This window comes from Nakamurella lactea DSM 19367 (assembly GCF_000426645.1).
GTDB classification, from domain to species: Bacteria; Actinomycetota; Actinomycetes; order Mycobacteriales; family Nakamurellaceae; genus Nakamurella; species Nakamurella lactea.
In genome coordinates this window covers 87,407-114,372 of record NZ_AUFT01000011.1, presented here as the reverse complement: position 1 = coordinate 114,372, position 26,966 = coordinate 87,407, and the positions used below count along the sequence as shown (strand labels likewise).

The following is a 26,966-nucleotide window of genomic DNA, read 5'->3' as shown; positions in this document are numbered from 1 at the left end:
AGCCACCCCAGCTGCTCGTCATGCCGTCTGCGCCATCGGCGTGGCAGGATCCGAATCATGGAGCTGTCCGACTTCCTGGACCACGTCAGCCGCGGCGCGACGATCGTCGGTGGCTCGGATCAGCACGCGTTCATGCATGGCATCGCCCAGGAGGCGCTGCGGATCATCTCCGAGCTCAACACCGGATACCGCGCGCCCGAAGAAGTACGCGCCCTACTGTCGCGACTCACCGGCAAGGCGGTTGACGAGTCCGTCACCGTCTTTCCGCCGTTCTACAGCGAGTTCGGCAAGAACCTCACGCTCGGCCGGGACGTCTTCGTCAACATGGGGTGCAGTTTCCAGGACACCGGCGGGATCACCATCGGTGACGGGACTCTCATCGGACACGGCAGCATCCTGACCACGCTCAACCACGGGTTCGATCCGGACCGGCGCGCCGACATGATCCCGGCGCCGGTCCAGATAGGCCGCAAGGTGTGGCTCGGCGCCAGGGTGACGGTGGTTCCGGGCGTGACGATCGGTGACGGGGCGATCGTCGGCGCCGGTGGTGTGGTGACCAAGGACGTTCCGGCCAACGCGGTCGTCGCCGGGGTGCCGGCGAAACTCATTCGGATGACCGGGTTTGACGCGTCACCGCGGTGAAGCCTGGGCGGCGTGATCACCGGAGCGGGTAAACACCCAGCTGCCAATTGCGTGTCGGCTACCTACGCGTCATCGATTCTTGGGCTGACGCAACGATTGTCCCTCGGGCACCGCGGGGTTCGACGTTGCAGGCAGTCGCCACTGTGCGGATCGGGACAGATAGACGGTCGCGTCCTTCTCCTTGCTGCACCGCGTGCAGGCACGGTAACCCTGCTTCTCCAGCCCGCCGGATTCCGGGTTCGGGTCAGGAAAGTCCACAAAATGATGCAGACCGACTCGGCACAGCCGGGGCATGGGCATGGTGACCTCCTTGCGACGACGCTACCTCGGGTGAGCCGACCATGGAGGGAATCTTTCTGTCGTACGGGGCGTCAGGTCGCCTCAGGCCGCTGGTGTCAAGGCGGACCCGAAGGCGGCCGGCATTGCCGGCAGGCCCGTCGGCGACACGGCCACCGGCTGCAGTCGCGGCAGGAAGGTGCGCCTGGCGATCCGAACGACAGTGCGCACCGCGAGCATCCCGACGAAGGCGGTGATGGCCGACAGCAGCAGGTAGGTCACCAAGGTGGCGTGTGGCACGTGCTCGATCCACACCCAGCCGATCGCATTGCCAACGGTGGCTGCGTACGGGAAGGAGTAGGACCACCAGCCCGGACCGAACGGGGCGGTGCGATACGCCCGGATCAGGCTCAGCTGCACCGTCGCCATCAGTACCGAATAGCCGGCCAGACCCAGAGCGATGCCATCGGCCCGGCCGCCGTTGATCGCGAACCATGCGTTGCCGGCAACGACCGGCGGAGCGATCAGGATGGCCATCGTCGGAATCAACGGCTTCGGCAGCCGCTCCAGCCCGACCAGATGGTGCAGCAGGATGCCGCCGATCAGCACCCAGCTGAGAATGCCGAAGCCGAACAACAATCGGGCGAGCCCAGGAGCGCCGAACACGGCGGCCTCGCCGGCGGCCACGATCGGAGCACCGACGGACGGCAGGTAGTACCCGGGATGCCAATGCGTCGACGGAGCGTCGTCCATGGCCCAGACGGCGAGCAGGTGTCCGGCTAGCGCCAGCGCGACGATCAGCGACACCACGAACAACACCAGCCCGGCCATGTGCGCGTGTGGCTCGAGCCCACCGGCCAACAACAGCCCGACGATTGCTGGGATGCTGACGAACGGCCCGAAGACGTGATCGCTCAATTCGGTATGCCACCGACCGGCCTGCCGCACTGATCGCAGGTAGAGCAGCAAGGTGATCAGCCAGGCCGCACCGGCTACCAGCCATAGCCCGTCGGCGATCGCCGGCGGGGTTCCGGCGACCCGGGTCGTGAGGGTCCAGGTCTGCGCCAGGCCGGCGAGTCCGAGGCTGATGGCGAACAGGTTGGGTGTGATCCGGACCGGCGGAAGCGTCGCGGTCGGCGATTGATGGTCAGCTGATGTGTGCTTCATAGCGCCTAACTGTCCGGCCGAAGGCGGCCGCAGAGTAGGTGTGTCGACGTTGGGCCGGTACAAGGCGGATTGGTAGCTACCGGCGGCCGGGTCGACGCCGGGTAGTCGTCAAGGCCGTAGCGGCGTCCCACGTTGGCTGCCGGCGATGTGGGCGATCAGATCTCGCGCGGCGCCGGCCGGCGGCTGCCGGTCACCCGCCCAGACCGCCCGCAGCGCCCGGCGGCCGTCCAAACCGTCGACCGGCACCTGCACCAATTGTCCCCGACCGATGTCGTCCCGCACCGCCAAAGAACTCAGGACGGCGGGTCCGGCGCCGGCCAACACCGCGGCTCGGATCGCCGTCGTCGTCGACAACGAGATCGCCGGGTCTGCGTGCTCGTAACCGTCGCCCAGCACCTGCCTGACGGCGGCGTCCAGGGCGTCCCTGGTCCCCGAGCCCCGCTCGCGGGTCACCAGCGGGGTGGCGACCAATTCTGCCGCCGTCAACGGTGTCCGTCGGCGAGCCCACGGATGCGTCGGCGCGACCACCGTGACCAGTTCGTCGTGGCCCACCACCCGACTGCGCAACGTTGACGGGATCCGGGGCCCTTCAACGAACCCCAGGTCGGCGAACCCTTCTCGCACGTGCGTCAGCACGGTCTCGCTGTTGACCGCGGTGAGCTCGATCTCGGTCGGCCGAGCCATCGCGCCCCCGCGCGGGTCCCCGCCGGCGCGAGCGATCCGAAACGCCACCAGCCACGCCGGAAGCAACTGTTCGGCGACCGTCAGACTCGCGCTCACCCGCAACCGGGAGCGGCGGTCCTGACGCAGCGCCGCGAGCCCGATGTCGAACTCGGCGGCAATCTCCAGAACCTTCGCCGCCCACTCGGCGACCACCACACCGTCAGCGGTCAATTGCGAGCCGCGCGGTCCCCTGCGGACCAGCACGACGCCCATCTGCGCCTCCATCGACCGCACCCGGGAGGAGACGGCCTGCTGGCTCACTCCGGCCCCGGTCGCGGCTGCGTTGAAGCTGCCCGTGCGTGCGACAGCCAACAGGATCTCGAGCGCATCGAGGTCCGGAACATGACCACTCAACGGCATCCACGCAGCCTATCCGTCGGCTACAAGTCTGTCTTGTACATGGACACGGACGAGGTACCTACTCGGTGGGGCCACGTCGCGCAACGGTGAGTCCAACGCACCACCGGGGTGCACCGAAAGGCAGGCAACATCATGTCGACCAACATCAGCCGCCGCGGCCTTGCAGTGACTGCCATGACCTTCGCGGTCGCGATGACCTTCATCGACCAGACCATCGTGTCCGTTGCGGCGCCGAGCATCCAGGCCGACCTCGGCCTGACCAGTAGCGGGCTCCAATGGGGCGTGAACGCCTACCTGCTCGCCATGGCCGCGCTGTTCGCCTTCGGCGGCCGCCTCGCCGACACCATCGGTCGGCGCCGGATGGTGACGATCGGCGTCGTCGTGTTCACTGCGGCTTCAGCGATGTGCGGGTTCACGCCGGCGGGCAGCCTGGCCGAACCCTGGCTCATTGCCTTTCGCGCCTTGCAGGGCGCCGGCGGCGCCCTGCTGTACCCGGCCGCTCTGGCCATCGTCGTCAGCGCCTATGACGCGCGGCATCGCGGAAGGGCGCTGGCCACGTTCTTCGGCATCGCCGGCGCCCTGACCGCGGTCGGACCGGCCCTCGGCGGCTTCCTGGCCGCCTGGACCTGGCGTTCGATCTTCTGGATCAACATCCCGGTTGCCGTGATCGCCCTGGTGCTGATTGCGCTGGCCAAGACCGAAGACGATCCCCGCCCGGCCCGCCTCGACGTTCCCGGGCTCGCCCTGATCACCTCCGGATCCGGGCTCGCGGTGTTCGGGCTGCAGCAAAGCGCAGGCTGGGGCTGGACCAGCCCGCTCACCATCGGTGCGATCGCGATCGCGGTTGCCCTGCTCGCCGCGTTCGTACTGGTCGAACTGCGCACGGCGGAGCCTTTGATGGATCTGAAGATCTTTCGCGACCGGTCCTTCCGGGTCGACAACATCATTCTCTTCGCGGCCTCGATCGTCTTCGTTCCGGTGTTCTTCTTCGCCAGTGAGTACGGACAGATCGCTCTCGGGCAGACCCCGGCTACCGCAAGCCTGACCCTGCTGTACTTCTTCGCCGGCTTTGCCGTCGCCGCGCAGTTCGGGGGCCGGATGCTGGATCGTATCGGCGCCCGCCGACCCGTCGTCCTCGGAGCGGTGCTCGCTGCGGTCGGTCTGCACCTGTGGGCCACCCACGTGACGTCGCTGTCGATCGGCCAGCAGGTGATGTTCATCGTGCTGTCCGGCGCCGGCATGGGACTGCTGCTCGGACAAGCCAACACCGACGCGCTCAACCACTCGCCGAGCTCGGCCTACGGCCAGGCGACCGGTATCACCCAGACCGTCCGCAACCTCGGCGCCGGTCTCGGTCTGGCCGCGTTGGGAACGGTCATGGTGGCGCAGTTCCGTTCCCACCTGACCACCTCACTGATCGGCCATGGCGCCGCGGCCGCCCCTGCGCATCGGCTGGCCGCCGGCATCGCCGAGCTGAAATCCGGCTCGGGCCAGGCCATTCGTACCATCCCGCAGTTCGTCCAGCTCGACTTCGCCCGGGCGACCGGCAGCGTCCTGACGGCAATGTCCTGGGTGCTGGTGGCCGCCGCGGTGGCTGCTTTCCTCGGCCTACCGCGACGCTCGTCCCGCAATGCCGCCGCGGTTGGAGCGCAGCAGGCCGAGGTGGGAGGCGATCGAGACGGCCTGCAGTTGGGAGTGCGCACCGAGCTTGCCGAGCAGGTGCTGGACGTGGTTGCGCACGGTGTTGACGCTGATGCCCAGGGCGGTGGCGATCTGCTGATTGGAGTGGCCGGCGCCGATCAGTTGCAGGACTTCCGATTCGCGGGGCGTCAGGTCGGATCCGAGCGGACTCGGCCGGCCGGCGAACAGCGCGCCGACCATGTCCGGCGAGATCGGGGTGTCGCCGCGCAACACGGCGGCGACCGCAGCCAGCACCTCGTCGATGTCCTGGCGCTTGGTGACGAAGCCGTCGCAGCCCGCGTTCATTGCTTCGAGCAGCACGGCACGTTCGTCGGCGGCGGTCAGCATCAACACCCGGGTCGAGGGTGAAAGTCGTTTCAGCGCAGTAACGCTGCTCGCGCCGGTGTCGCCGGGGAACCGATGGTCGAGCAGCACGAGGTCGGGAACGAGGTCGGCGACCGCGGCCAGCCCGTCAGCCAGGCTGCCGTAGCTCCCGACGACGTCCAGGCCGCGCGAGCCGAGCACCTCGGCGAGCAGTTCGGCAAAGACCTTGTGGTCGTCGATGATCAACACCGTGGCCCTGTCGCGCGGTGTTACGGTTCGGTCAGTCGTCATCGGCGCCGCTACCTCCGCACGTGCCGGGACGTCGTGACTGTCGCAGCGGGATGGACCACCATGCACGAGTTCCTCCGAGAAGGCGCCGACGCTGGACCCCGGCCGGATCCGGTCCGGGTGGTGCGGGCGGGCGAGGTCGCAGCGTTGCGCCGGTCTTCGCCCGATAGTGCCATTGTCGCGCTCGTGGAGTCGACTTCGCCCGCGGAAGCGCTCGCCGCGCAGCTCGCCGGGGCGGACGTGGTGCTGCCGTGTATCGCGGAAACCGTGCCTGACGAGGCGGTGCTGACGGCGGCCGGCGCCGCGGCCCGTGCGCTGGCCGAAAAGGCTCGGCTGACGCGGGAACAGACGCGTGCGGCCGCCCACGAGGTCGCCGGCAATGCCTCGGCCGTGGCGATGATGGCCCATCTGCTGAGTCCCTCGGATCCGGCCAGGGCCGATCACCTGCGGCGACTGGCGGCGCGCGGTACGGAACTGGCCTGGCAGGCCGGGCGGTTGACCCGCAGCAACGGCGCGTCGCTGGAGCTGGCGGATCTGGCGGAGGTGGTCGGCGGAACCTGCCGCAGCCTGCGGACACAGGGACGGGTCGAGCTGCGGATGGACTGCGGCGCCCGGATCCCGGTGCTCGTCGACCGGCATCGGCTTGCTCGGGCGGTGTCCGCGCTGATCGCCAACTCCCGGCGTTCGGGTGCCAGGGTCGTCACGGTCCGGGTGGCCGAGGAACCGCCCGGCTGGGCAGCGCTGACGATCGTCGACGACGGTTGCGGGCTGCCGGACGGTTGGGCGGCGGGCGATCCGCTACGGCCGTTCGTCAGCGGGTGGAACCCACCCGGCGACGGGCTCGGGCTCGCCGAGGCCGCCGAGTACGCCGCGGATCACGGCGGCAGCCTGCATGTTGAGCCTCGCGGCGATGCCACCGGGGTGCGCGCGGTGCTGCGGATTCCCGTCATCGGCGGACCCGCCACCGCGGGCGGCAGTGCCGCAGACGTCAGTACCGCAGACGGCGCTGCCGATCGCGACCCGGATTGGACGCTCGCGTCGATCCTGGAGGGGATCGCCCGGCGCGACCCGCTCCCGCAGAGCCTGGAGGCCCTGGTCGCGACGATGGAGCGGCACCTGCCGGCCAGCGTGTGCTCGATCCTGTTGCTGGATCAGGAAACCGGCACCCTGCGACACGGTGCGGGCGCCCGGCTTCCACCGCCGTACCGCGCGGCGATCGACGGGCTGCCCATCGGTCCGCTCGCCGGCTCGTGCGGCACCGCGGCGTTCACCCGGGAAGAGGTCGTCTCCGCCGATATCGCCACCGACGAGCGCTGGATCGATTACCGCCACTTCGCGCTGACCTACGGATTGCGGTCGTGCTGGTCCAGGCCGATCCTCGACGTCGACCGCGGCATCGTGCTCGGCACCTTCGCGGTGTACCACCGCGCTCCGTGGGTGCCAGGTCCGTCGGCCACCGAGCTGGTCCAGCGACTCACTCACGTCGCCGCCGTCGCGATCGGTACCGCCGCGCTGCACGGACAACTCGTGGAGAGCGAGGCCCGGTTCCGCAGTACCTTCGAGGCCGCGGGGCTTGGCATCGCGCTGGTCAGTCCCAGTGGCACCATCCAGGACGCTAACGCCGCCCTGGTCGGCATGGCCGGTCGGCCGTTGGTCGGGACCTCCATCGCCGGGCTGCTCGTCGAGCAGGACGCCGCCGCGACCCTGGCCGCGCTGACCTCGACCTTGGCTCGCCCGGACGGCGACCAGAGTCTGACGACGGCCGAGGTCCGGGTGCGCCGGGCCGGCCCGGATACCGAATCGGTCTGGGCCGCCATCAGCGGCTCGCTGATCCGCGGACCGGCCGGGGAGCCCCGGCACTTCTGTATCGAGCTGTTCGACCTGACCGAGCGACGCCAGGTCGGGCAGGCCCGACTCGAACAGGAGGTGGCCGAGGCCGCCGACCGCGCCAAGAGCGAACTGCTGGCGCTGGTCAGCCACGAGGTCCGGACCCCGCTGCACGCGGTGATCGGCTTCGCCCAGGCATTGCAGAGCCTGCCGCTGTCGCCCGAACGTCAGCGCGAGGGCATCGAGCACATCCTCGGTGCGGGTCGGCATCTGCTGCAGCTGATCAACGATCTGCTGGACGTCACCGGGGCCGAGACCGGGCAACTGCAGCTCGTTCCCGAGTCCGTCGCGCCGCAGGAAGTCGTCGCCGAGGCGATGGAGATCGTCGCGGGGCTGGCCGCCGAGCGCTCCATCGTCCTACGGACGCAGGCGGTTTCGGGGCTCCCGCCGGTCCGGGCGGATCGGCATCGGCTGCGCCAGGTGCTGTTGAACCTGCTCGGGAACGGGATCAAGTTCACCCCGGTCGGCGGTGCGGTCGCCGTCGTGGTCGGGCCGAACGAGTTCCTGGTGCAGGACTCCGGCCGGGGCATCCCGACCGACCTGCTGCCGTTCCTGTTCACCCCGTTCCACCGGGGTGACGACACCGCAGCCGCGGGATCCGGTCTGGGACTTGCGGTCTCGCGGCGGCTGATGCGAGCGATGGACGGCGACCTCACCCTGGTCGACTCCTCGGACCGGGGCACGACCTTCCGTCTGGTGCTTCCCTCTGCGCCCTCACCGGCTGCGCCCCGGGCGTCGGGGACGATCAGTCAGGAGCCCCGGGTGACCGCGTCGACGCAGTGATCTCGCGCAACGCGCGCAGGAACTCCGGAACGTCGATCGGTTTCGTCATGCAGACATCCGCGCCCGCGGCGCGGGCCCGCCCGAGGTCCCGCGCGCTGGTCACACCGGTCAGCGCCACCACCGGCAATCCGTCCAGCTCCGGGCGGCGGCGTACCTGATCGATGAGCCGAAAGCCGCCCTGGCGATCCGCGCCCATCATCAGGTCGGTCACCAGAACCCTTGGCACGGCATCGTTCAGCAGGTCCACCGCGCCGGCCGCGGTCGCGCACGCGCGTACGGTGTGCCCGTCGGCCTCCAGGAGAATGCGGAGCAGCTCCAGACCGGCGGGATCGTCGTCCACCACGACTATGTCCAATTGCGCATCCTCGCCAGAGCCGGTCGATCATCCGACAGTAGTCGGCGGTGGCGCCGGCCGGGATGGTTCAAATGAACTACAGGCGCCTGGTGCCCTCGGCACTTCTGGCCGCCGCCCGCTGCTCCTAGCCTGGCAGGACATCGACACGGCCATCGACTGCAAAGGAGCGCTCAGGTGGGCACTATGAAGGCTTTCGTCATGCCAGAGGTCGGACGGACCGAGATCGTCGAGAAGCCGATCCCGGAACCGGGTCCGAACGATGTGATCGTCAAGACCACCCACGCACTCATCTGCACCTCGGACGTGCACACCGTCAAGGGCGCGCTGCCGGTCAAGGACGGCGTCACCCTCGGGCACGAGGCGCTCGGCGTGATCCATGCCATCGGCTCGGCGGTCACCGGGTTCACCGAGGGACAGCGGGTGGCCGTCAACGCCGTCACGCCGTGCTTCGAATGCCGCTACTGCCAAACGGGTTACACCAGCCAGTGCGGCGGGCCGCTGGGCGGGTACCAGTACACCGCCCAACGCGACGGCAACATGGCCGAGTACTTCCTCGTTCCGCACGCCAAGGCGAACGTCGCGCCGATTCCGGAGGACGTCTCGAGCGAGGCCGCTGTGTACGCCTGCGACATGCTGTCCACCGGATTCATGGGTGCCGAGCACTGCTACCTGAAGCTCGGCGACACCGCCGCGGTGTTCGCCCAGGGGGCCGTCGGGCTCTCCGCGACCATCGGCCTTTCGCTGCTCGGCGCCTCGCGGATCTTCGCGGTCGAGTCGATCCCGAACCGCCAGGAACTGTCAAAGGCCTACGGCGCCACCGACATCATCGACTTCACCAAGGGCGACGCGGTCGAGCAGATCATCCAGGCGACGGACGGCGAGGGGGTCGACGCGGCGGTGGAGGCGCTCGGCTTCCCGCAGACCTGGGAAGCCTGCCTGCGGGTGACCAAGGCCGGCGGCCGGGTCTCGAACATCGGCTACCACGGCGAGAACCCGGAGCCGCTGCGTGTTCCGCTGGACGCCTTCGGTCTCGGGATGGCCGACAAGGCCATTCACAGCGGCCTGTGTCCGGGCGGCAATGATCGGATGCAGCGGATCTTCGCGCTGATCCGGACCGGCCGGTTCGACCCGACCCGGATGACGACCCACACCTTCGCCTTCGACGACGTCGGGACCGGGTTCTCGATGATGCAGAACAAGGAAGACGGCATCATCAAGCCGCTGATCACCTTCTGACCCGACGACGCCCCCAGGAAGGCCGAAAGCCATGAAACTCGCTCTGTACCTGCCCAACTTCCGCGACAAGGTGACGATCAAGGAACTCGAGGATCTGACCGCGCTGGCCGAGGATCTGGACTTCGACTCCGTCTGGGCGCTCGACCGGCTGGTGGTCCCGGAGGCGTCCGACCGGGGGGAGTTGCAGTACCCGTTCGGGATGATGACGGAGTTCCCGACCGGCATGCCGGTGATCGCCAGGGGCGAGTGGTTCCAGGGCATGACGCTGATCCCGTGGCTCGCCGCGAAGACGCAGAAGGTCCGGATCGGCATGAGCATCATCGACACCTCCTACCGCGCACCGGCGATCCTCGCCGCAGAACTGGCCACCCAGGACCATCTGTCCAACGGCCGGCTCAACGTCGGAGTCGGCGCCGGCTGGATGCCCGAGGAATTCGCCGCCGCCAGTGTCCCGCAGCTGTTCCCACGCCGACACGCACATGTCCGCGAGACCATCGAGATCATGCAGGGCATCTGGACGAACGAACTGTTCGAATACCACGGCGAATTCGCCGACTTCGAGCCGTCCGGGTTCGGCCACAAGCCGATCCAGAAGCCGCACCCACCGATCTACTTCAGCGGGCTGAAGGATCCGAAGCGGTCGGCCAGACGCATTGCCAAGTACGGACTCTCCGGCTGGATCGGCATCCAGGACACCCCGGAGGAGATCGTCCGATGGCGTACCGAGATCGAGCGGGAACTGGGCGAGATGGGCCGGAGCCTGCCGGACGACTTCGACATGTGCTCGATGATCTGGTTCGTGATCACCGAGGACGACGCGGACCAGACGCCGGCCGGCAAGGCGTCCAACCTGCTGGTGGGTTCGGCCCGGCAGATCGAGGACATCCTCAAGCGCTACGCCGATGCCGGCCTGACGATGCCGCTGCTGTGGCCGCCGTTCCGGGACGTGCCCACCGCCAAGACGCTGGACGACATGAAGCGGCTGACCGAGGAGATCATGCCCAAGGTGAACTCGGTCTGAGGACCGGCACGGTGAACAGCGCTGCGGGCCAACGATTGTCGGCAGTGAGCGGGCCGGCGGTCGGCGGTGCCGTGCTCGCGGAAGGCCGGGGGCCGTCAGGGCGGCGGCCCTCAGATCGACGGCCCCTGGGCCGCCCAGCCGGTCCAGCCGGTCACCTCGATCGAGACGACCGGACCGCGCGGGCGACGCTCGACGTAGACGGGGTAGCGGGCGGCCAGCGCGTCCACCGCCTCGTCGTCCACGTCCAGGACGGTCGCGATGCCGTCCGCCCGTACCCACCAGAGGCGACTCCAATCGTCGTCGTAGACGTCGACCAACAGGCAGACCGCCGGCCGGGCCGCGATGTTCGCCAGCCGGCGCAGCCGGGTGGTGGTCTTCGGCTTGTCGTCGACCACGAACACGATCCGGTCGCCGACCACGGCGAAGGTGACCGGCACCAAATGCGGTGTCCCGTCAGCCGAGACGGTGGCCAGCCTGGCCACCCGCGCGGCGGCGAATCGGGCCCGCGCCTGCGCCGTCGGCAGCCGCATCAGTCGGCCCGCACGGCCCGGGGCAGGTGCCGGATCGCTGTCGGTCGGGTGGTGACCATCGGCGGCAACCTCTCCTGCGAGCATGGACAGATCCGGCGGCGCCTGTCGCGCCCCCACCCTAGCGCCGACCGGCGAGGGAGCCAGTGATGAACGAGCCGCTGTGGGTCCCATCGGCCGAGCGCATCCGCAGATCTGCGCTGCGCGAATACCTCGACTGGCTGCAGGTCCGGGAGGGCCGGCCGTTCGACGACCACGACGCCCTGTGGACCTGGTCGGTCGAAAACCTGGACAGCTTCTGGCTGTCCGTCGTCGAGTACTACCACCTCGACGTCAGCCAGCCGTGGCGGCAGGTGCGCACCGCCGATCCGATGCCGCACACCCGCTGGTTCCCGGGCGCCCGGCTGAACTGGGCGCAGCACCAGCTGCGCAGAGGAGCCGACGACGACGTCGCGCTGGTGTGCGTCCAGGAGGGCGGGCTGCCGGAGCGGGAGATCTCGTTCGGCGTCTTGCGCCGGTCGGTGGCGTCGGCGGCCGGCTGGCTGCGCCGGGCCGGGGTGCGTCCCGGCGACCGGGTCGCCGCGTACCTGCCGAACACCGAGCACGCCGTGATCGCCTGCCTGGCCGCGGCGGCGGTCGGCGCCGTCTGGGCGTGCTGTTCCCCGGACTTCGGGGCCGACGGCACCATCGGCCGGCTCGCCCAGCTCGAACCTACCGTGCTGATCGCGGCGGACGGATATCACTGGAACGGCAAGGTGATCGACCGCGGGGACGTCGTCGCGCAACTCCGTGACGGACTGCCGACGCTGCGGCACTTCGTGCACGTTCCGTACGTGTTCGACCGTCCGGACCCGGCCGGTTCGGTGCCGTGGGCCGACCTGGTGGCCACCGACGAGCCGCTGGTGTTCGACCAGGTCGAGTTCTCCCACCCGCTGTGGGTGCTGTTCACCTCCGGCACCACCGGCCTGCCCAAGGGCCTGGTGCACGGGCACGGCGGGATCACCCTGGAGGGCCTCAAGTGGTCCGGGTTGTACGCCGGGCTGCGCCCGGGCGAGCGGATCTTCACCTACACCTCGACCGGGTGGGCACTGTGGAACATCCAGTTCAACGCGCTCACCCAGGGGGCCGCCCTGGTGCTCTACGAGGGCAGCCCCGGCCATCCGCCGGGCGCAATCTGGGAGGTCGCCGCCCGGACCCGGGCCGACGTGATGCTGCTCGGCGCGGCAGTGATCACCGCCGGAGCCAACGCCGGCGTTTCCCCGCGCGGGCAGGGGCTCGACCTGAGCCGGCTCCGGCAGCTGATGGTCAGCGGGTCGGCGCTGCCGTCGGCCGGCTACCACTGGGTGATGGAGCACGTCAGCCCGGATCTGCGGATCGATTCGACCAGCGGCGGCACCGACATCTCCGGATCGTTCGTCGGCGCCAACGAGTATGCGCCGGTCCAGGTCGGCCGGATCGGTGGTCGGCTCGCGGGCGTGGACTGCGCTGCCTGGGACGACGACGGCCAGCCGGTCGTCGAATCAGTCGGGGAACTGGTCATCACGGCGCCGATGCCGTCGATGCCGGTGTATCTGTGGAACGACCCGGAGTCGGTGCGCTACAACGATTCCTACTTCGACACCTGGCCCGGGGTGTGGCGGCACGGTGACTGGGTGACGATCCACGCCGACGGCAGCGTCTCCGTCCACGGGCGTTCGGATGCGACGCTGAACCGGCAGGGGGTGCGGCTGGGCAGCGCCGACTTCTACGACGTGCTGGAGCCGATGCCCGAGATCGCCGACACCCTGGTGGTCGGGCTGGACCTGCCCGACGACGGGTACTGGCTGGGACTGTTCGTGGTGCCGGCCAACGGGTTCGCGGTCGACGACGACCTCAAGCAGAAGATCGCCGCCACCTTGCGGACCCGGCTGACGCCCCGACACGTGCCGGACGAGATCGTCGAGGCGCCGGCGGTTCCACATACCCTCACCGGCAAGCGGCTGGAGGTGCCGATCAAGAAGATGCTCGCCGGACAGCCACTGGAGAAGGCGGCGAACCTCGCCGCCGTCGACAATCCCGACGCGCTGCGCTGGTACGCGCAGTTCGCCGCGGACCGGCGGTGGCGGCTCCGCTGAACACCGGGCTGACGGAGCACCCATGCGGCTAGGCGCGACCCTCGCCCACTTCTCTGCCGCGCCGCCGCGGCCAACCGCAGCGTGGGCGAAACGGTTGGTGGAGGCGGGCTTCGAGAGTCTCTGGGTGCCCCAGATCATCGGTCGCGGCTCCCTGGTACCCGATCCGTTCGTGACGTTGGCGGTGGCGGCCACCGCGACCGCCGGGGTGGAGCTGGGGACGGCGACACTACAGGTTCCGCTGCACCATCCGGCCGAGCTGGCGCACCGGATCCTGTCGCTGCAGATCGTCTGCGGCGACCGGCTGACGATTGGCGTCAGTCCTGGGTCGACCCGGACCGACTTCGGCGCCCTCGACCGGGAATACCCGGCGCGGTTTCGTACTTTCGAGGCCAACGTGGCTCGGCTGCGTTTCCTGCTCGACCACGGTCGGGACGAGCAGGCCGACCTGGTCCCCGCCGCCGTGCTGCCACCCCGGCCGCCGCTGCTGCTCGGCTCGTGGGGCGCCAACGTCCAGCGGGCCGCTGGTGAGTTCGACGGGTGGCTGGCGTCCGGGATTCGGCGGACTCCCGATGAGATCGTCGCCGCCCACGAGAGATTCCGGGCGGCCGGGGGCCGGCGGGCCGTCGTCTGCGCGATCCGGCTGGCCGGCATGGACGACCTCGGACCGACCGGTGATGTGCTGCACCGCTATGCGGAAGCAGGCTTCGATGACGCCGTCGTCCTCATCGAACCGGGTGGGCCGACGCCCGAACAGGTCAGGGCGCTGTATCCACCGTTCTGAATGCCACGACGAGTGGCGTCAGCGGTGGCCTTCAATCAGCGCCTCGCCCTTCCGCTGAACGCTCTTTGGCGGCTGACGTGTCGCCTTCGACGGCGGAGATGATCGAGCCCTCCGTCAGGATGGGACGCGGTGCTGGCGGCCCGTGCCAGCTGCGACGGCGATCTCCGGATTCGGAGCATCCGCCTCTGCGCAGATCACCGCTGAGATCGACCGCACTCATGACGAGCTGAGACTCGCGGCCGCCGGGTAGAGACTGTCCGTTGGGCGGCAGGCACCTCTGCGCCGGCCGCCCAACGGGCGGGTTGTTCTTGGGGGAGCTCTTACTTTGCCGGGGGCATCAGCACTGTGTCGATGAGGTAGACGGTGGCGTTTGCGGTGTGGACTCCGCCGCAGATCACCGATGCGTCGCCGACCTTGAGGTTGTCTCCGGAGCCGCTGACGGTGACCTTCGCTCCGTTGACCGTGGTGTGCGTCCCGTCGATCTGGCTAGGGGACAGCTGCCCGGAGATGACGTGGTAGGTCAGGATGGACGACAGTAGCGTGGAGTCGGTCTTGAGCTTGTCGATGGTCGCTGCCGGGATCTTCTTGAACGCATCATCAACAGGGGCGAAAACGGTGTACTGGCCGTTGTTCAGCGTATTGACCAGGTCGACCTTAGGGTTGAGCTGGCCTGATACTGCCGCCACCAGAGTGGTCAGCACCGGGTTGTTCGAGGCAGCAGTCGCGACCGGGTCGCCGGCCATTCCGGTGACCGATCCGGCACCGGTGGGTACCTGCTTGGCGTAGTCGGCGCAGCCTGGTCCGACGAGATCGGCGGCCGGGTCCGCACCTGAACTCATGGCCCCCGAGTCCATGCTGCCCATGGCGCCGGACCCCATCGCCTCGGAGTCCGTGCTGCCCATTTCGCCGGAACCCATGGCTGGTGATCCCATGCCGCTCATGGCGCCTGAGCTCATCGGTGAGGTCATGGGTACCGAGGTCGCAGGTGCCGAGGTGGCCGAGCCCGAATCGGCTGCGGGAGTGGAGGATCCGCAGGCGGTCAGGGCCAGTGCGATTCCTGCTGCGGCGGCCAGTGTGAGGGTGCGTTTCAGCAACATGGTGATGCTCCTTCTTCTTGTTGTCGGTGGACCTGGTGTCTACCGATTCCGTTGGCTGGCAGCGGCGATTGCGCTGGGCCGGGCTGGGGGTTAGGGATTGACGGTGACGACTCTGGAGTCGTAGCCGGTGGCTCCGTCGGGCATGATCGGTGCCGCGGCGCTGGTTTGGGTTGTTCCGGTGGCGTCGGTGGCCCTGCAGCGGATGGTGTGTTCGCCCGGTGTGGCGTTCCACAGGTAGACCCATTGCCGCCAGGTGTCGATGCTGAACGGGGCGGACAAGGTGGCCGGCAGCCAGCTGCCGTCGTCGATCTGCACGTGCACAGCGGTGATGCCGCGGTGCTGGGCCCAGGCGACACCGGCGATCGGAACGGGCCCGGTCTTCAGTTGGGCGAATCCGCGGGGGATGTCGATGCGTGATTCGGTCTTGATCGGGCCGTTGGCCGACCAGCCGCGCTTGGTCCAGTAGGCGTTGACTGCCGAGAACGTGGTGACTTCCAGGTCCACTACCCATTTGGTGGCCGAGACGTAGCCGAACAGGCCCGGCACGACCATCCGCACAGGGAAGCCGTGTTCCAGCGGGAGCGGATCGCCGTTCATGCCGACCGCGAGCAGCGCGTCCCGCCCGTCGGTGAGCGCGGCCAACGGCGTAGAGACAGTGAAGGAATCGACACTGGTGGACAGCACGCAGTCGGCGCCCGGCTGGGGTCGGGCGCGGCCGAGGATGTCGGCCATGCGGGCGCCGACCCAGGTCGCGGTGCCGTTGAGGTTGCCGCCGACCTCGTTGGAGACACAGGACAGGGTGATCGTTCGCTGAACCAGCGTCATCGCGGTCAACTCCGCGAAGTCGATTTCGAACGGGTGGCTGACCATGCCATGCACGCGCAGTCGCCAATCCTGGGCGGTGATCCGGGGCACGGCGAATGCGGTGTCCACCCGATAGAAATCGGCATTCGTCGTCAGGAATGGCGTCAGACCTGGGGTTTTCAGATCAACCGTCGGGGCCGGTTGAAGGTCGGCCGCCGTGGGCAGGACGATGCCTGCGCGGCTGGCTGTCACCTGCTCGGTGGACGGTATCCAGCGGGAGAGCGCGCCGGCCGTCGCGGCCGCCAGCGCTCCCAGCCCGATGAGCCGAACGAAGCCGCGGCGGTTGGACTGTGGCGTGATGGCACTGCGCGGCGAACCGGCGAGACCGTCTGCAGGAGTACTGCGTTCGGCCGGGTCAGCTCCAGGATGGGTTGCATTCGGTAGCGGGCAATTGAGTGCTCGTCGCAGCGCACTGACCAGAAATGCGATCCCTGCCGCGCCACCCAACACGGTGGGCAAGACATCGACAATGCCGGTAGCCGGTCGCAGTAGTACCGCGATGGCAGCGGCGATGACACCGGCAGCCAGAATGCCGGCGGCCCAACGCGGCCGACTGCGTCCGATCACTCCGACGATCGTGGCGATCAGCAGAAAGGTGATGCCCATCCCGGCCAGCAGCGCATCCTTGTCGTGCTGCCCGAACGTCCGGATGGCGAACTCTTTGAGCCATTCCGGCGTCAGCGAGATGAAGGTCGAGCCCAGCGACACCACCGGGGACGTACTGACGCCCCACCACCCGAACCAGCCGCCCAGCGCTGCAAGGAGTTCCGCGACCCCCAGCGCCAGGCCGACCGCGACGACGCCGATCAGCGCCGCGAGCGGCAGACCCGGTCGCCGCGCGGAACGCCGCGGCGTCGACGTCGTGTTGTCCATACCCGGTGTCCGCTGCGGACCCGGTGACGGATGGGTGCCAGCACCGGAATCGTCAATTCCCCGAGGGACTTCGAACCTGGACCCATCCATCACAGGCGCCCCGCCGGATCACCAGTGTTGCGGCGGTGACATCACCGCCGAAGCCCGAGGGTCGAGCGGGTGGGGTCCGCAGGTCTCACAGATCACGGTGCCTGCTGCGGAGTACGGTCGGCAACCCCAACGGCAGGCGGAAAGGGAGTGTTCGATGGCAGGGACCCACCGTCGGATCAGTTGGCGGCTGTATGTGGCTGTCGCTGCCGTGCTGTGTGCAGTCGGTATCACGTTGATCGCGGTCTCCTGGGCCGGTAGCAGGACGGGACCACCGATGCCTCCGGCGTCGGCCGCCGGCTCCATCGATGGCCCCGGTGTTTCGAGTGCGAGCGCCACCCGCACGGATCGGGCTGGTGAACCGGAGCGCGGCCGGACTCCCGGTGACGCGGCGTCCACCGACCCGATCACCCGGTCCACCGCTGCGCTAGCGACCACGGCACCGTCAGACACCCGCAGTTCCCCCGAACCGTCGAACCCGCGCGTCACCACCGTGCCGAGCCCGACGACCGGCACGGCGCACACTGCTGTCGGCACTCCGACACCGGACCCGACCAGGCCGGACTTGACCGGACCGGTCCTGCCTGCCTCAGCGCCGGTGTCGCTGTCCATTCCCACGATCGGTGTGGACGCGCCGCTGATCGACCTCGGGCTCAACGCGGACGGCAGTGTGCAGGTCCCCGACCTGAACGACCCTGATTCCAAGCCGGGCTGGTACAAGAACTCTCCGACGCCCGGATCCGCAGGTCCGTCGATCATCCTGGGACACATCGACTCTGCCAAATATGGACCGGGTGTGTTCTACAGGTTGGGCACCCTGAAGCCCGGCGATACCGTGGACATCGGCCGCGCCGACGGCACCGTCGCGGTGTTCCGGATCGATGGTGTCCGTTCGTACGGCAAGGACGATTTCCCGACTCTTGAGGTGTACGGGAACATCGACCATGCCGGCCTGCGGTTGATCACCTGTGGTGGCACCTTCGACCCTGGCAGCGGCCATTACGAGAGCAATATCGTCGCCTACGCCACTCTGGTCTCCTCCCATCGGGCCTGACCTGCGTATTCGATGTGGGCATTCCGGCGGTCGGCCGGCAACGAATATCTGGCATCATCGCATCCGATGCCGACGGTGCAATGGCTCATCCCGACGCGCGTCGACACCGAGACTGCGTTCCACCCGAACGGCGACGGAACCAAGATCGCCACCCGGCTGTCGTCCGGACTGGGCGCCGGTACCCACCCCCAGAGCTACCGGGTCATCTCCGGCGACTCGCACCCGATGGTCGGGGTGCTGCGCTTCGCGGATCTCTCCCGTCGGACGCCCACCGGCGGTCGAACTGGCGTGACGACACGGTCCGAGATGATGGAGGCGGTTCCCGAACACTGCCCTGGATGGCCGGGTCGGGACCAATCCGGGTGGTCGGCTGCATCGAATACCGGTGTGACCAGTTGTTCGGCGGGATGAGGGAGGTGCGCGATGGTGGGACGGTCGTTGTCTGCAGTTCCTGACGATCCGGGCCGCGGCCCGGGTGATGCACCGGGATCCGAGGATGATGCGGCCGAGCTGCTGCGGCGGATCGCGCAGGGACACACCGAAGCGTTCGAGTCGTTCTACCGACAGTTCGGTGCCCGGGTCTTTGGACTGTGCCGCCGCGTGGTGCGTGATCCCGGCCTGGCCGAGGAGGTGGCACAGGAGGTGTTCCTGGAGATCTGGCGGCGGGCCGGCTATTTCGACCGGAGTAAGGGATCGGCGGCCGGCTGGGTGATGTCGGTGACCCATTCCCGCGCCGTGGACAGAGTTCGCTCGACCCAGGCGTCGGCCGATCGGGAAGCGAAGGTCGCCGCTTCGACGGCATCCAGGGAATCCGACACCGTCGTTGAAGCCGTCGAGCACCGATGGGAACGCCGGGCCGTGCGCCGGTGTCTGCTGACCTTGACGGATATCCAGCGGGAGTCGGTGACTCTGGCGTACTACAACGGCTATACCTACGCGCAGGTGGCGCACCTGCTGGAAACCCCGCTGCCGACGGTGAAGACCCGGATGCGGGACGGCCTGATCCGTCTGCGCGACTGTCTGAAGGTGGCCCGATGAACGCGCAATTGCATGTCGACACCGGTGCCCGGGCGCTGGATGCGTTGCTGCCCGCCGAGGCGGCAGCGTTCGATCGACACTTGGACACTTGCCCCTCCTGTGCGACTGAGTACGGCGAGTTCACCGAAACGGTCGCGCTGCTGGGTTCGGCCGTCGCTGTTGAGCCGCCACCATCGCTGCACGTGTCGTTGATGAGGTTGATCGCCATCACTCCGCAGGCGCCGCCGCCCGCGGCCGAGCCCGATCCCGCGAGCAGTGAACCCCCCGGTCGCGCGGAGCGAGTCGACCGGCCGCGTTGGTATCGCCGACCGCCAACGCTGCTGGCCGCCGTGATCATCGCGGTGGCGCTGATCGCGGGCGGAGTCGTCGTCGCATCCCAAGGAACCAGCGGGCCGCCGACCGCCGAGGTCTGCGTCCAGCGGGCCGCCGATGCCCGGGTGATCGCGCCGGACGTCGGCGCGGGCGGATCGGTGCGGTACGCGCCGTCCTGTCATGCAGCGGTGGTGACCACCCCGAAGATGCCGAAGCTGGCAGCCGGCAACGACTATCAGTTGTGGGTGATGGCCGGTGACGACGCCGTCTCCGCGGGGTTGGTTTCCGCTTCGGCGACTCCGTCCAGCGTGGTGGTGCCGGTCGCCGCCGCCGATACCGCGGTCGGGGTTTCGGTCGAACCGAGCGGTGGTTCCCGGACGCCGACCACTGATCCGATCTGGGTGGTGCCGCTCACCGGCTGACCGGCTGCTCGGATCGGCAGGACAGGTGTGCGCCAGCAGCGACCCCGGCTGCCTCGTGCGGCCGGGCGCGGCTACCGCAAGTAAGTGCTCGTGGTCGACCCATCCGCGGGGGCTTGGCCTTCGGATCTCGTTGGTACTGCGCAATTGTTCTGCTGACTTGGGCGGCGATGTGGCGAGGTACCGGACCGGAGGGACCATGATGACGCGGCAGACATCGATCCAGCACGGGGCACCGCGATGAGATCACCTGTGGGGAGATCAACCGTCGCGGAGCGTCTGGACCGGGTCGCCGCGACGGTACTCGGGCAGCCGTTGCCGCTGGGCATCACCGCGTGGGACGGCAGTACTGTCATCCGTCCATCGCCCGGGTGCCAGGGCGGAGCCGCGGTCGGGGAAGCCCCGGTCATCGTGGTGCGCGATCGGCGTGCCCTGCGGCGGATGCTGTGGGATCGAGGTGAACTCGGCCTTGCCGACGCCTACATCTGCGGAGAAGTGGACGTGGTCGGCGACCTCGGCGCGGCGCTGGCAGCATTGCGTCCGTCCGGCCGGAGTGCCGATCGCCCGCCACTACGGCAGTGGCCGATGTTGCTCGCCGATGGCGCCCGGCTCGGCGCCTTCGGCCGCCGGCCGGAACCACCGGCTGAAGCGGCCTCGCTGACCGGCAAACGCCATGAGCGGGCGCGGGATCGGGCCGCCATCGCGCATCACTACGACGCCGGGAACGAGTTCTACCGGCTGCTGCTGGACGACACCATGGCCTACTCGTGCGGGTACTACCCCGACGGCGCCGGTGCGCTGGCCGATGCCCAGCAGGCCAAATTGGATCTCATCTGCCGGAAGCTGGGGTTGACCGCCGGGTCGTCGCTGCTCGACGTCGGATGCGGGTGGGGCTCGCTGCTGCTGCATGCCGCGCAACGGTTCGGGGTCAGGGCGACCGGCCTGACGCTGTCCCGCGCGCAGTACGAGTTCGTCCGCGACCGCATCACTGCTGCCGGACTCGACGAAACGGTGAAGGTCGTCCTCGCCGATTACCGCGACCTGGACTCCTCGCTCGCCGCTGATGGCAGCACCAAATTCGATGCGGTGGCCGCGATCGAGATGGGCGAACACGTCGGTGACCGCGAGTACCCGCAGTTCGCCCGACTGCTGCACGATCAGCTCCGGCCGGCTGGAACGGTGTTGGTGCAGCAGATGTCCCGCGGCGCGGACGCACCCGGCGGCGGGCGGTTCATCCAGACCTACATCGCGCCGGACATGCACATGAAACCCCTCGCCGTCACCGTCGGTCACCTCACCGGCGCCGGGTTGGAGATCCGCGACGTGCAGGCCCTGCGGGAGCACTACCCGCCGACCATCGACGCCTGGCGCGCGAATCTGGAACAGCGCTGGGACCGTGCGGTCCAGTTGGCCGGCGAGCAGTTCGCCCGGATCTGGCGGCTCTACCTCGCCGGCAGCGCCCTCGCGTTCGCCGACGGCCGGATGGGCGTCGACCAGATCGTCGCTGCCCGACCCGACCGGCAGCCCTTGGACCGTGCCGTCGTCCCGGCCGGCCGGAGAACCCGATGACCACCGTGCTGTTCTGCCTGGCGGGTACCGCGGCCGCGGTTGTGGTGCTGATGGCCGCCACCTTCCTCGCCGGCCGGAGCACCGGGAGGTACTCGGTGATCGATGTCGTGTGGGGGCCGGGGTTCGCGGTCGTGGCCTGGGTCGCAATGCTGTTGGCGTCCGGGCACGGAACAACCTGGCTGCGCTGGACGGTGGCCGCCATGGTGACCGTCTGGGGCCTTCGTCTCGGCGTGCACATCGGCCGGCGGAACCGCGGGCGCGCGGAGGACCCGCGATACGTACGGATGTTGTCCGACGCCGGTGCAATGGGCGTTGTTCGGCGGGTCCACCTGCCGCAGGGCGTGGTGATGTGGGTGGTGTCGTTGCCGGTGCAGGCGGCGATGCTGCTGACGGATCCGGTGGTCGTGGTGGTGGCCATCGGCGTCGCAGTCTGGGCTATTGGCCTGATCTTCGAATCGGTCGGCGATCGGCAGCTGGCCGCCTTCCAGGCGCAGCGCACCGATCCCGACCGGATTCTGCGTTCCGGGCTCTGGCGATACACCCGTCACCCCAACTACTTCGGTGACGCCTGCGCGTGGTGGGGACTGTTCCTGACGGTCGCCTGGGCGTGGCCGGGCCTGCTGACGGTGGTGTCGCCGCTGCTGATGACCTACCTGCTGGTGGCCAAGACCGGCAAGGCCCTGACCGAACAGCGAATGCACGAGTCCCGGCCCGGCTACGCCGAGTACGTGCGGTCCACCTCGGGCTTCGTGCCGTTGCCGCCCAAGAGGTTGGCGTGAGCGCCGTCGTGGTGTCCGAGCGTCCGATGCCGCCGTCGGTCCGGCCGTCAGTGGCGGTCGTCGGCTCCGGCATCTCCGGGCTGACGGCCGCCTACCTGCTGCGAAAGACGCACCGGGTGGTGCTGTTCGAAGCGGACGATCGGCTCGGCGGGCACGCGCACACCCACCGCACGGTTGACGACAACGGAAAGCCGCTGGCGGTGGACTCGGGGTTCATCGTGCACAACGACCGGACCTATCCGCTGCTGCGCCGGTTGCTCGGCGAACTGGACGTGCCGGTGCGCAGGGCCGAGATGAGTATGAGCATCCGGCACGAGGCGAGCGGGTTGGAGTACGCCGGCGGTCGCGGCATTCGCGGCCTCGCCGCGCAGCCGCAGCAGCTGCTGTCTCGGCGATTCCTCTGCCTGCTCGCCCAGGTGCGGCGCTTTCACCGCAGTGCTACCCAGTTCCTGTGTGACGCCGACGAAGGCGACGACACCAGCTACGGCGAATTCCTGGCCCGGCAACACTTCTCCGCCGAATTTTGCGAGCTGTACGCCGTTCCCGTTGTGGCGTGCGTCTGGTCGTGCGGGTCCGGCAAGGCAACGGAATACCCGGCGCGGTTCCTGTTCCGATTCCTGGACCACCACGGGATGCTCAGCATCGGCCACTCGCCGCAGTGGTACACGATCCCCGGCGGTTCCGGACGCTACGTCGACGCCTTGGCGGCGCAACTCGCGGACGTGCGGCGCGGCCACAAGGTCACCGCGGTCCAACGTCGCGAGCGGGCCGCATCGGTCACGGACGGCACCGGCACCGTGACCGACTTCGACAAGGTGGTGCTGGCCACTCACGCCGACCAGGCGCTGTCGTTGCTCGCCGACCCCACCGCCGCCGAGCATCAGGTGCTCGGGGCGCTCGGCTACTCGACCAACCACACCGTGCTGCACACCGACTCGTCGCTGCTACCCCGCGCCCGCGGTGCCCGCGCATCCTGGAACTATCTGGTTCCGTCCCACGGCGATCCGGCGGACGGCCCGGTGGTCACCTATTGGATGAACCGGCTGCAGGGGCTGCCGGGCGAGCGGCAGTTCCTGGTGACGTTGAATGCCGCCGACCGGATCGATCCCGTTTCGGTGATCGCCCGGATGGAATACCGGCACCCGGTGTATGACGTGCCCTCGGCCGGCGCTCGGGCACGTCTGCCCGAGCTGAACACCCCGGTCACCGCCTTCGCCGGCGCCTACCACGGATGGGGTTTCCACGAGGACGGCTGTCGGTCCGGCGTCGCCGCGGCCGCCGCGTTCGGAGTCAACTGGTGAGCACACACGAGGGTCGTGAGCGAAACGGCGAACCGATCCCGACCAGAAATTTGGTTGTCGGACCCATCCGCGGGCCGAACGGACCCGGATGGCTACTTGAGTGCAGATGCGCTCGCCGGCGCGAACGCCCGGCGAGCGCGCTCCGGTTGGGGCACAGCGTCTCGGCCGCATCGATGGAAGGGATTCATCTCATGTCCAAGATCAGTCGATTTGCGGTGCCATTCGCGGCCGCCGGGATCGCAGCGCTGACCGGATTGGCGTTGACCGCACCGGCCAGCGCCGCAGCCGAGCCGGCCAGCTACCAGGCCACCCTGGCGGCGGTGCCGCTGAACACCCCGGACGGTGCGGCCTCCGGCACCGTCATGCTGACCCTCGACGGTGACCAGGCGACCGTCACCGAAACGGTGACCGGCCTGGCCGACAAGCTCCCGACCGACACCAAGACGCTTGCCGCGCTGGGGATCCCGGCCGGGTTCGCAGGGGCGCCGTTCCCGCACGTGAACCACATCCACATCGCCGGCCAGGGCACCTGTCCGACCGCGTCGGCCGACGCCAACGGTGATGGGGTGATCAGCACCGTCGAGGGCCATGATGCGTACGGCATGATCGGCACCACGTTCTCGACCAAGGGTGCCACCGACACCTCGACGGCGACCGATGTGACAGTCGCTCCCGGGGGTGGCAGCTTCACCTACAAGCGGACGTTCACCATGAACGCCGACACCATCGCATCGATCAAGGCCGGTACGGCCGTGGTCGTGGTGCACGGCCTGAACCCGGCGACGGCGCCGAAGGCCTCGCTGAGCACGCCGAACTCGCTGAATGTGACCCTGCCGGGAGCGGACAAGAAGCTTGCACTGATCGGGACCGCGCCGGCGCTGTGCGGACCGTTGCAGGCCTCGCAGATGTCGGCCATGCCCTCGGGCGGGGCGAACACCGGCGGCGGCTCGATGGCGGCCTCGGACGGCAACACCATGGAGTACGCGCTGGGTGGCCTCGCGCTGGTGGCAGCCGCGGGTGCGGGTGCGGTGGCGCTGCGTCGCCGGCGGACCAGCGAGAACTGAGAGCTGATGTCCGGCTCCGCCGGGCAGCCAGATAGGTAGCGGTTCACCAGAGGTGGCCCGGGACGTGGGACAAGGTGTCCGGTGTCCCGGGCTACCTCGCTGTGCCTGCAGCATCAGATCCCAACTGATGGAACGGCCGACCCGGTTGAGAGCCTGGATGCGCACCGGCATCCTCAGTACGGTCAGCGCGCGGCGATCAACGCCCGCGCGCCCGCGCCGGGATCGGGGATCAGCTCGTCCGAATCCTCCGGGGAGCCGACCAGGACCGGCGAGGGCATATGCCGGCCAAGGCCTTTCGCGCTCTGCACATGAAGATCAGGAGGTATCGATGCATCGGCAAGTTGCCTTGAGGGCCTTTCGCGGTCGCCGTGACTTCCACTGTCGGCGGGTGGCCGACACCCCGTACTCGTCCTGTATCGATCCCTGTGCAAGCCCGAGTGGCAGCCGCCCCGTTCGGCCTTCGCCCGGTGTGGACGGTGTTGTACAGACTGCTCGGCGGTGCCGCGGACACGCTGGTGCCGTATGCGGTGTGGGGTGGAGTCGCATTGGTCCTCAACACTGACATTGCCCGCCGGAACCCGAACCGATGCGCGTGTGCCCCATTGCATCGTTGGTGACCAGTCCGGCCGGTCGAGTGCTCCGAACCACTCACGGCAAGGAGGAAGATGGCAGAAGCACGAAGCGTGGGCGGAGGCGTCGCGTTGGCCGCCGGCGGCGGGCCGCCGTGGTTGTACCAAGCGGAGTTGGGTCACGTACGGACAGTGCCATCCAGGCGTGCGTTCTCCTACCGCGTCTATTACTGGCTGGTCGATCTCGACGAGCTTCCCCGGCTGCCGCTGTGGCAGCGTCCGCTGGCCCGGTTCGAGTCCCGCGACCACCTGGGCGATCCTGGCCGCAGCATCAAGGAAAACGTGACGGCCTTTCTGGCCGGCAACGGCATCGACCTGACCGGCGGCCGAGTGCTGATGCTGGCCAACGCCCGCAGCTTCGGGCACGCCTTCAACCCGATCAGCGTCCACTGGTGTTATGCCGAGACCGGTGAGCTGGCCTGCATTCTCGCCGAGGTCCACAACACCTATCGGGAGCGCCATGTCTACCTGTTGCATCCCGATCCGGCCGGGCGGGTGCAACAGGACAAGCAGTTCTACGTCTCCCCGTTCCTGACCGTTGACGGCCGCTATCTGATGCGCTTCTCCCCGCCGGGGGAGCGGCTGTCCATCACGATCGCGCTGCGTCAGGGCGGTGCGACGGTCTTTACCGCCACGCTGGCGGGCACCCGGCGTCCGGCGAGTACGGCGAGCCTGCTGCGGGCGGTGGCTCGGCGGCCGGCGATGACGATGCTGACCAGCGTGTGGATTCGACTGCAAGGCGTGCGGTTGTGGGCTGCAGGCCTACCGGTCGTCAACCGGATCCCGCACGGCGGGCCGGATGACCCGTGACCAAACAGTCCTCACCGAGCAGCTGCAGACCGCGCTGAACACCCGGGTGCGCATCGAACAGGCCAAGGGCATGCCACGACTGTCGTGCCGTGCTGATGCCAGTGCCTGGGGCGCACGCGGTTCATGCATGCCATCGCCGGAGCTGAACGCTTCGAGGAGGTTTCAAAACGCCGAACCCGGATACAGACCCGATTGGAGTGCGGCCGTGCGGTCGCCGTCGGGCGCCTGCTGAGAGAGGAGCACGGATGATTGTCCTGGGCATCATCTGTCTGGTGATCGGATTCATCGTCGGACTGCCATGGTTGTGGACCATCGGGATCATCCTGGTGGTCGTCGGGGCCATCCTGTGGATCCTGGGCGCGATGGGGCACGCCGTCGCCGGCCGAAAGGTCTGGTACTAGCACCGCCGCGACCCGGCCGGGTGGTCATCGACCGGGAAGGACCTCCCAGTAGCAATCCGGCCCGGCGTTGGCGAAGCCATGAGGCTCGAAGGCGGCAGTGCTTCGGCCTACCGGAACACGTTCGGTGGCCGACGCAAGACCGCGATGGCTGTCGTCTTCCGGGCGATCGTCGCGCGGGAACCGCTCGACCCGAATCGGTGAAAGTGCCTGGTGCACAGTAGGTGTGGCTGCGCTCATCACGACCTCCCGGGTGTCGGCTACCAGTGTTCTCCACCAGGCGCGCGCCTACAAGACCGCAATGCGGCGAGCCGGCACCACCCTCTTGCTGGACTGTTCGCCGGATTGTCCGAATCAATGCCACGAGGAGTAGCGCCTGTCGCCGGTTCGTGCACGACCCTGACCGATCGGCCCATCGGTTCCGCGGAGCCGTCAAGGCCCGCCTGACCTGCACTGGCGATTGGCTACGTGCCGACAGCCGTCCTCGCTACACCGTCCGGGTGAAATC

The 26,966-nt window shown here is 68.7% G+C and carries 22 protein-coding genes and 1 pseudogene; 16 read left to right on the top strand and 7 right to left on the bottom strand.

Annotated elements, in window-relative coordinates:
• Positions 1–57: 57 nt before the first annotated feature.
• Positions 58–642, top strand: coding sequence for a DapH/DapD/GlmU-related protein (locus K340_RS37290; protein ID WP_029136954.1), 585 nt, complete (start codon positions 58–60; stop codon positions 640–642).
• A 381-nt stretch (positions 643–1,023) separates the two neighbouring features.
• Here the strand turns inward: K340_RS37290 and K340_RS0112485 are convergent, their stop codons facing one another.
• Both K340_RS0112485 and K340_RS0112480 read right to left on the bottom strand, forming a co-directional pair.
• The gene (locus K340_RS0112485; RefSeq protein ID WP_029136953.1) at positions 1,024–2,085 is read right to left on the bottom strand and encodes an SLAC1 family transporter; all 1,062 of its coding nucleotides are present in this window, start codon (positions 2,083–2,085) and stop codon (positions 1,024–1,026) included.
• Between the two features lie 108 nt (positions 2,086–2,193).
• Entirely contained in the window at positions 2,194–3,168 is a 975-nt protein-coding gene (locus tag K340_RS0112480; RefSeq protein WP_029136952.1) for a LysR family transcriptional regulator, read from the bottom strand.
• A 132-nt stretch (positions 3,169–3,300) separates the two neighbouring features.
• On the opposite strand from K340_RS0112480, the pseudogene K340_RS37530 reads away from it, so the two are divergent.
• Positions 3,301–4,512: pseudogene (locus tag K340_RS37530) on the top strand (MFS transporter); the annotation flags it as partial.
• 264 nt (positions 4,513–4,776) lie between these two features.
• Here the strand turns inward: K340_RS37530 and K340_RS37525 are convergent.
• Positions 4,777–5,463, bottom strand: coding sequence for a response regulator (locus K340_RS37525; protein ID WP_084614350.1), 687 nt, complete (start codon positions 5,461–5,463; stop codon positions 4,777–4,779).
• A gap of 183 nt (positions 5,464–5,646) precedes the next feature.
• Between K340_RS37525 and K340_RS34310 the strand changes: the two genes are divergently transcribed.
• Positions 5,647–8,130, top strand: a complete 2,484-nt coding sequence (locus K340_RS34310; RefSeq protein ID WP_161632102.1) for an ATP-binding protein — start codon at positions 5,647–5,649, stop codon at positions 8,128–8,130.
• On the opposite strand, the gene K340_RS29675 is transcribed toward K340_RS34310, so the two are convergent.
• On the bottom strand, positions 8,093–8,473 hold the full coding sequence (locus K340_RS29675; protein ID WP_029136951.1) for a response regulator: 381 nt from the start codon (positions 8,471–8,473) through the stop codon (positions 8,093–8,095). The two genes, K340_RS34310 and K340_RS29675, sit on opposite strands and share 38 nt — an antisense overlap.
• A gap of 195 nt (positions 8,474–8,668) precedes the next feature.
• Between K340_RS29675 and K340_RS0112460 the strand changes: the two genes are divergently transcribed.
• Entirely contained in the window at positions 8,669–9,721 is a 1,053-nt protein-coding gene (locus K340_RS0112460) for an NAD(P)-dependent alcohol dehydrogenase (RefSeq protein ID WP_029136950.1), read from the top strand.
• A 31-nt stretch (positions 9,722–9,752) separates the two neighbouring features.
• A complete protein-coding gene (locus K340_RS0112455) occupies positions 9,753–10,742 on the top strand; it encodes an LLM class flavin-dependent oxidoreductase (protein ID WP_029136949.1) in 990 nt (329 codons plus the stop codon).
• A gap of 110 nt (positions 10,743–10,852) precedes the next feature.
• Here the strand turns inward: K340_RS0112455 and K340_RS0112450 are convergent, their stop codons facing one another.
• Complete coding sequence (locus K340_RS0112450; RefSeq protein ID WP_029136948.1) at positions 10,853–11,272, bottom strand: TIGR03668 family PPOX class F420-dependent oxidoreductase; 420 nt, start codon at positions 11,270–11,272, stop codon at positions 10,853–10,855.
• A gap of 146 nt (positions 11,273–11,418) precedes the next feature.
• Between K340_RS0112450 and K340_RS0112445 the strand changes: the two genes are divergently transcribed.
• Complete coding sequence (locus tag K340_RS0112445) at positions 11,419–13,383, top strand: acetoacetate--CoA ligase (RefSeq protein ID WP_029136947.1); 1,965 nt, start codon at positions 11,419–11,421, stop codon at positions 13,381–13,383.
• A 22-nt stretch (positions 13,384–13,405) separates the two neighbouring features.
• Positions 13,406–14,164, top strand: a complete 759-nt coding sequence (locus tag K340_RS0112440; protein WP_029136946.1) for an LLM class flavin-dependent oxidoreductase — start codon at positions 13,406–13,408, stop codon at positions 14,162–14,164.
• Between the two features lie 320 nt (positions 14,165–14,484).
• Here K340_RS0112440 and K340_RS0112435 read toward each other — a convergent pair whose 3' ends face one another.
• Both K340_RS0112435 and K340_RS0112430 read right to left on the bottom strand, forming a co-directional pair.
• On the bottom strand, positions 14,485–15,066 hold the full coding sequence (locus tag K340_RS0112435; RefSeq protein WP_407662226.1) for a fasciclin domain-containing protein: 582 nt from the start codon (positions 15,064–15,066) through the stop codon (positions 14,485–14,487).
• Between the two features lie 285 nt (positions 15,067–15,351).
• The gene (locus K340_RS0112430) at positions 15,352–16,998 is read right to left on the bottom strand and encodes a molybdopterin-dependent oxidoreductase (RefSeq protein WP_029136944.1); all 1,647 of its coding nucleotides are present in this window, start codon (positions 16,996–16,998) and stop codon (positions 15,352–15,354) included.
• A 244-nt stretch (positions 16,999–17,242) separates the two neighbouring features.
• Here K340_RS0112430 and K340_RS35150 point away from each other — a divergent pair, with 244 nt between their 5' ends.
• The 9 genes from K340_RS35150 (at position 17,243) to K340_RS36420 (ending at position 26,461) form a co-directional block, all read left to right on the top strand.
• Complete coding sequence (locus tag K340_RS35150; protein WP_084614344.1) at positions 17,243–18,139, top strand: class F sortase; 897 nt, start codon at positions 17,243–17,245, stop codon at positions 18,137–18,139.
• A gap of 423 nt (positions 18,140–18,562) precedes the next feature.
• Positions 18,563–19,177 (top strand): ECF RNA polymerase sigma factor SigK, encoded by a 615-nt coding sequence (gene sigK, locus K340_RS0112410; RefSeq protein WP_029136941.1) that lies wholly within the window; start codon positions 18,563–18,565, stop codon positions 19,175–19,177.
• Positions 19,174–19,911: an anti-sigma factor gene (locus tag K340_RS34305; protein ID WP_029136940.1), complete on the top strand. Its 738-nt coding sequence runs from the start codon at positions 19,174–19,176 to the stop codon at positions 19,909–19,911. Before sigK ends, K340_RS34305 begins: the two co-directional genes overlap by 4 nt.
• A gap of 249 nt (positions 19,912–20,160) precedes the next feature.
• Entirely contained in the window at positions 20,161–21,477 is a 1,317-nt protein-coding gene (locus tag K340_RS0112400; protein ID WP_245599543.1) for an SAM-dependent methyltransferase, read from the top strand.
• On the top strand, positions 21,474–22,256 hold the full coding sequence (locus K340_RS0112395; RefSeq protein ID WP_029136938.1) for a DUF1295 domain-containing protein: 783 nt from the start codon (positions 21,474–21,476) through the stop codon (positions 22,254–22,256). Before K340_RS0112400 ends, K340_RS0112395 begins: the two co-directional genes overlap by 4 nt.
• 26 nt (positions 22,257–22,282) lie before the next feature.
• Positions 22,283–23,557, top strand: a complete 1,275-nt coding sequence (locus K340_RS0112390; protein ID WP_029136937.1) for an NAD(P)/FAD-dependent oxidoreductase — start codon at positions 22,283–22,285, stop codon at positions 23,555–23,557.
• A gap of 191 nt (positions 23,558–23,748) precedes the next feature.
• The gene (locus K340_RS0112385; protein ID WP_037364425.1) at positions 23,749–24,621 is read left to right on the top strand and encodes a hypothetical protein; all 873 of its coding nucleotides are present in this window, start codon (positions 23,749–23,751) and stop codon (positions 24,619–24,621) included.
• Positions 24,622–25,286: 665 nt separating this feature from the next.
• The gene (locus K340_RS0112375) at positions 25,287–26,060 is read left to right on the top strand and encodes a DUF1365 domain-containing protein (protein WP_084614343.1); all 774 of its coding nucleotides are present in this window, start codon (positions 25,287–25,289) and stop codon (positions 26,058–26,060) included.
• A gap of 245 nt (positions 26,061–26,305) precedes the next feature.
• Positions 26,306–26,461, top strand: a complete 156-nt coding sequence (locus tag K340_RS36420; RefSeq protein ID WP_169726911.1) for a DUF6131 family protein — start codon at positions 26,306–26,308, stop codon at positions 26,459–26,461.
• Positions 26,462–26,966 lie beyond the last annotated feature (505 nt).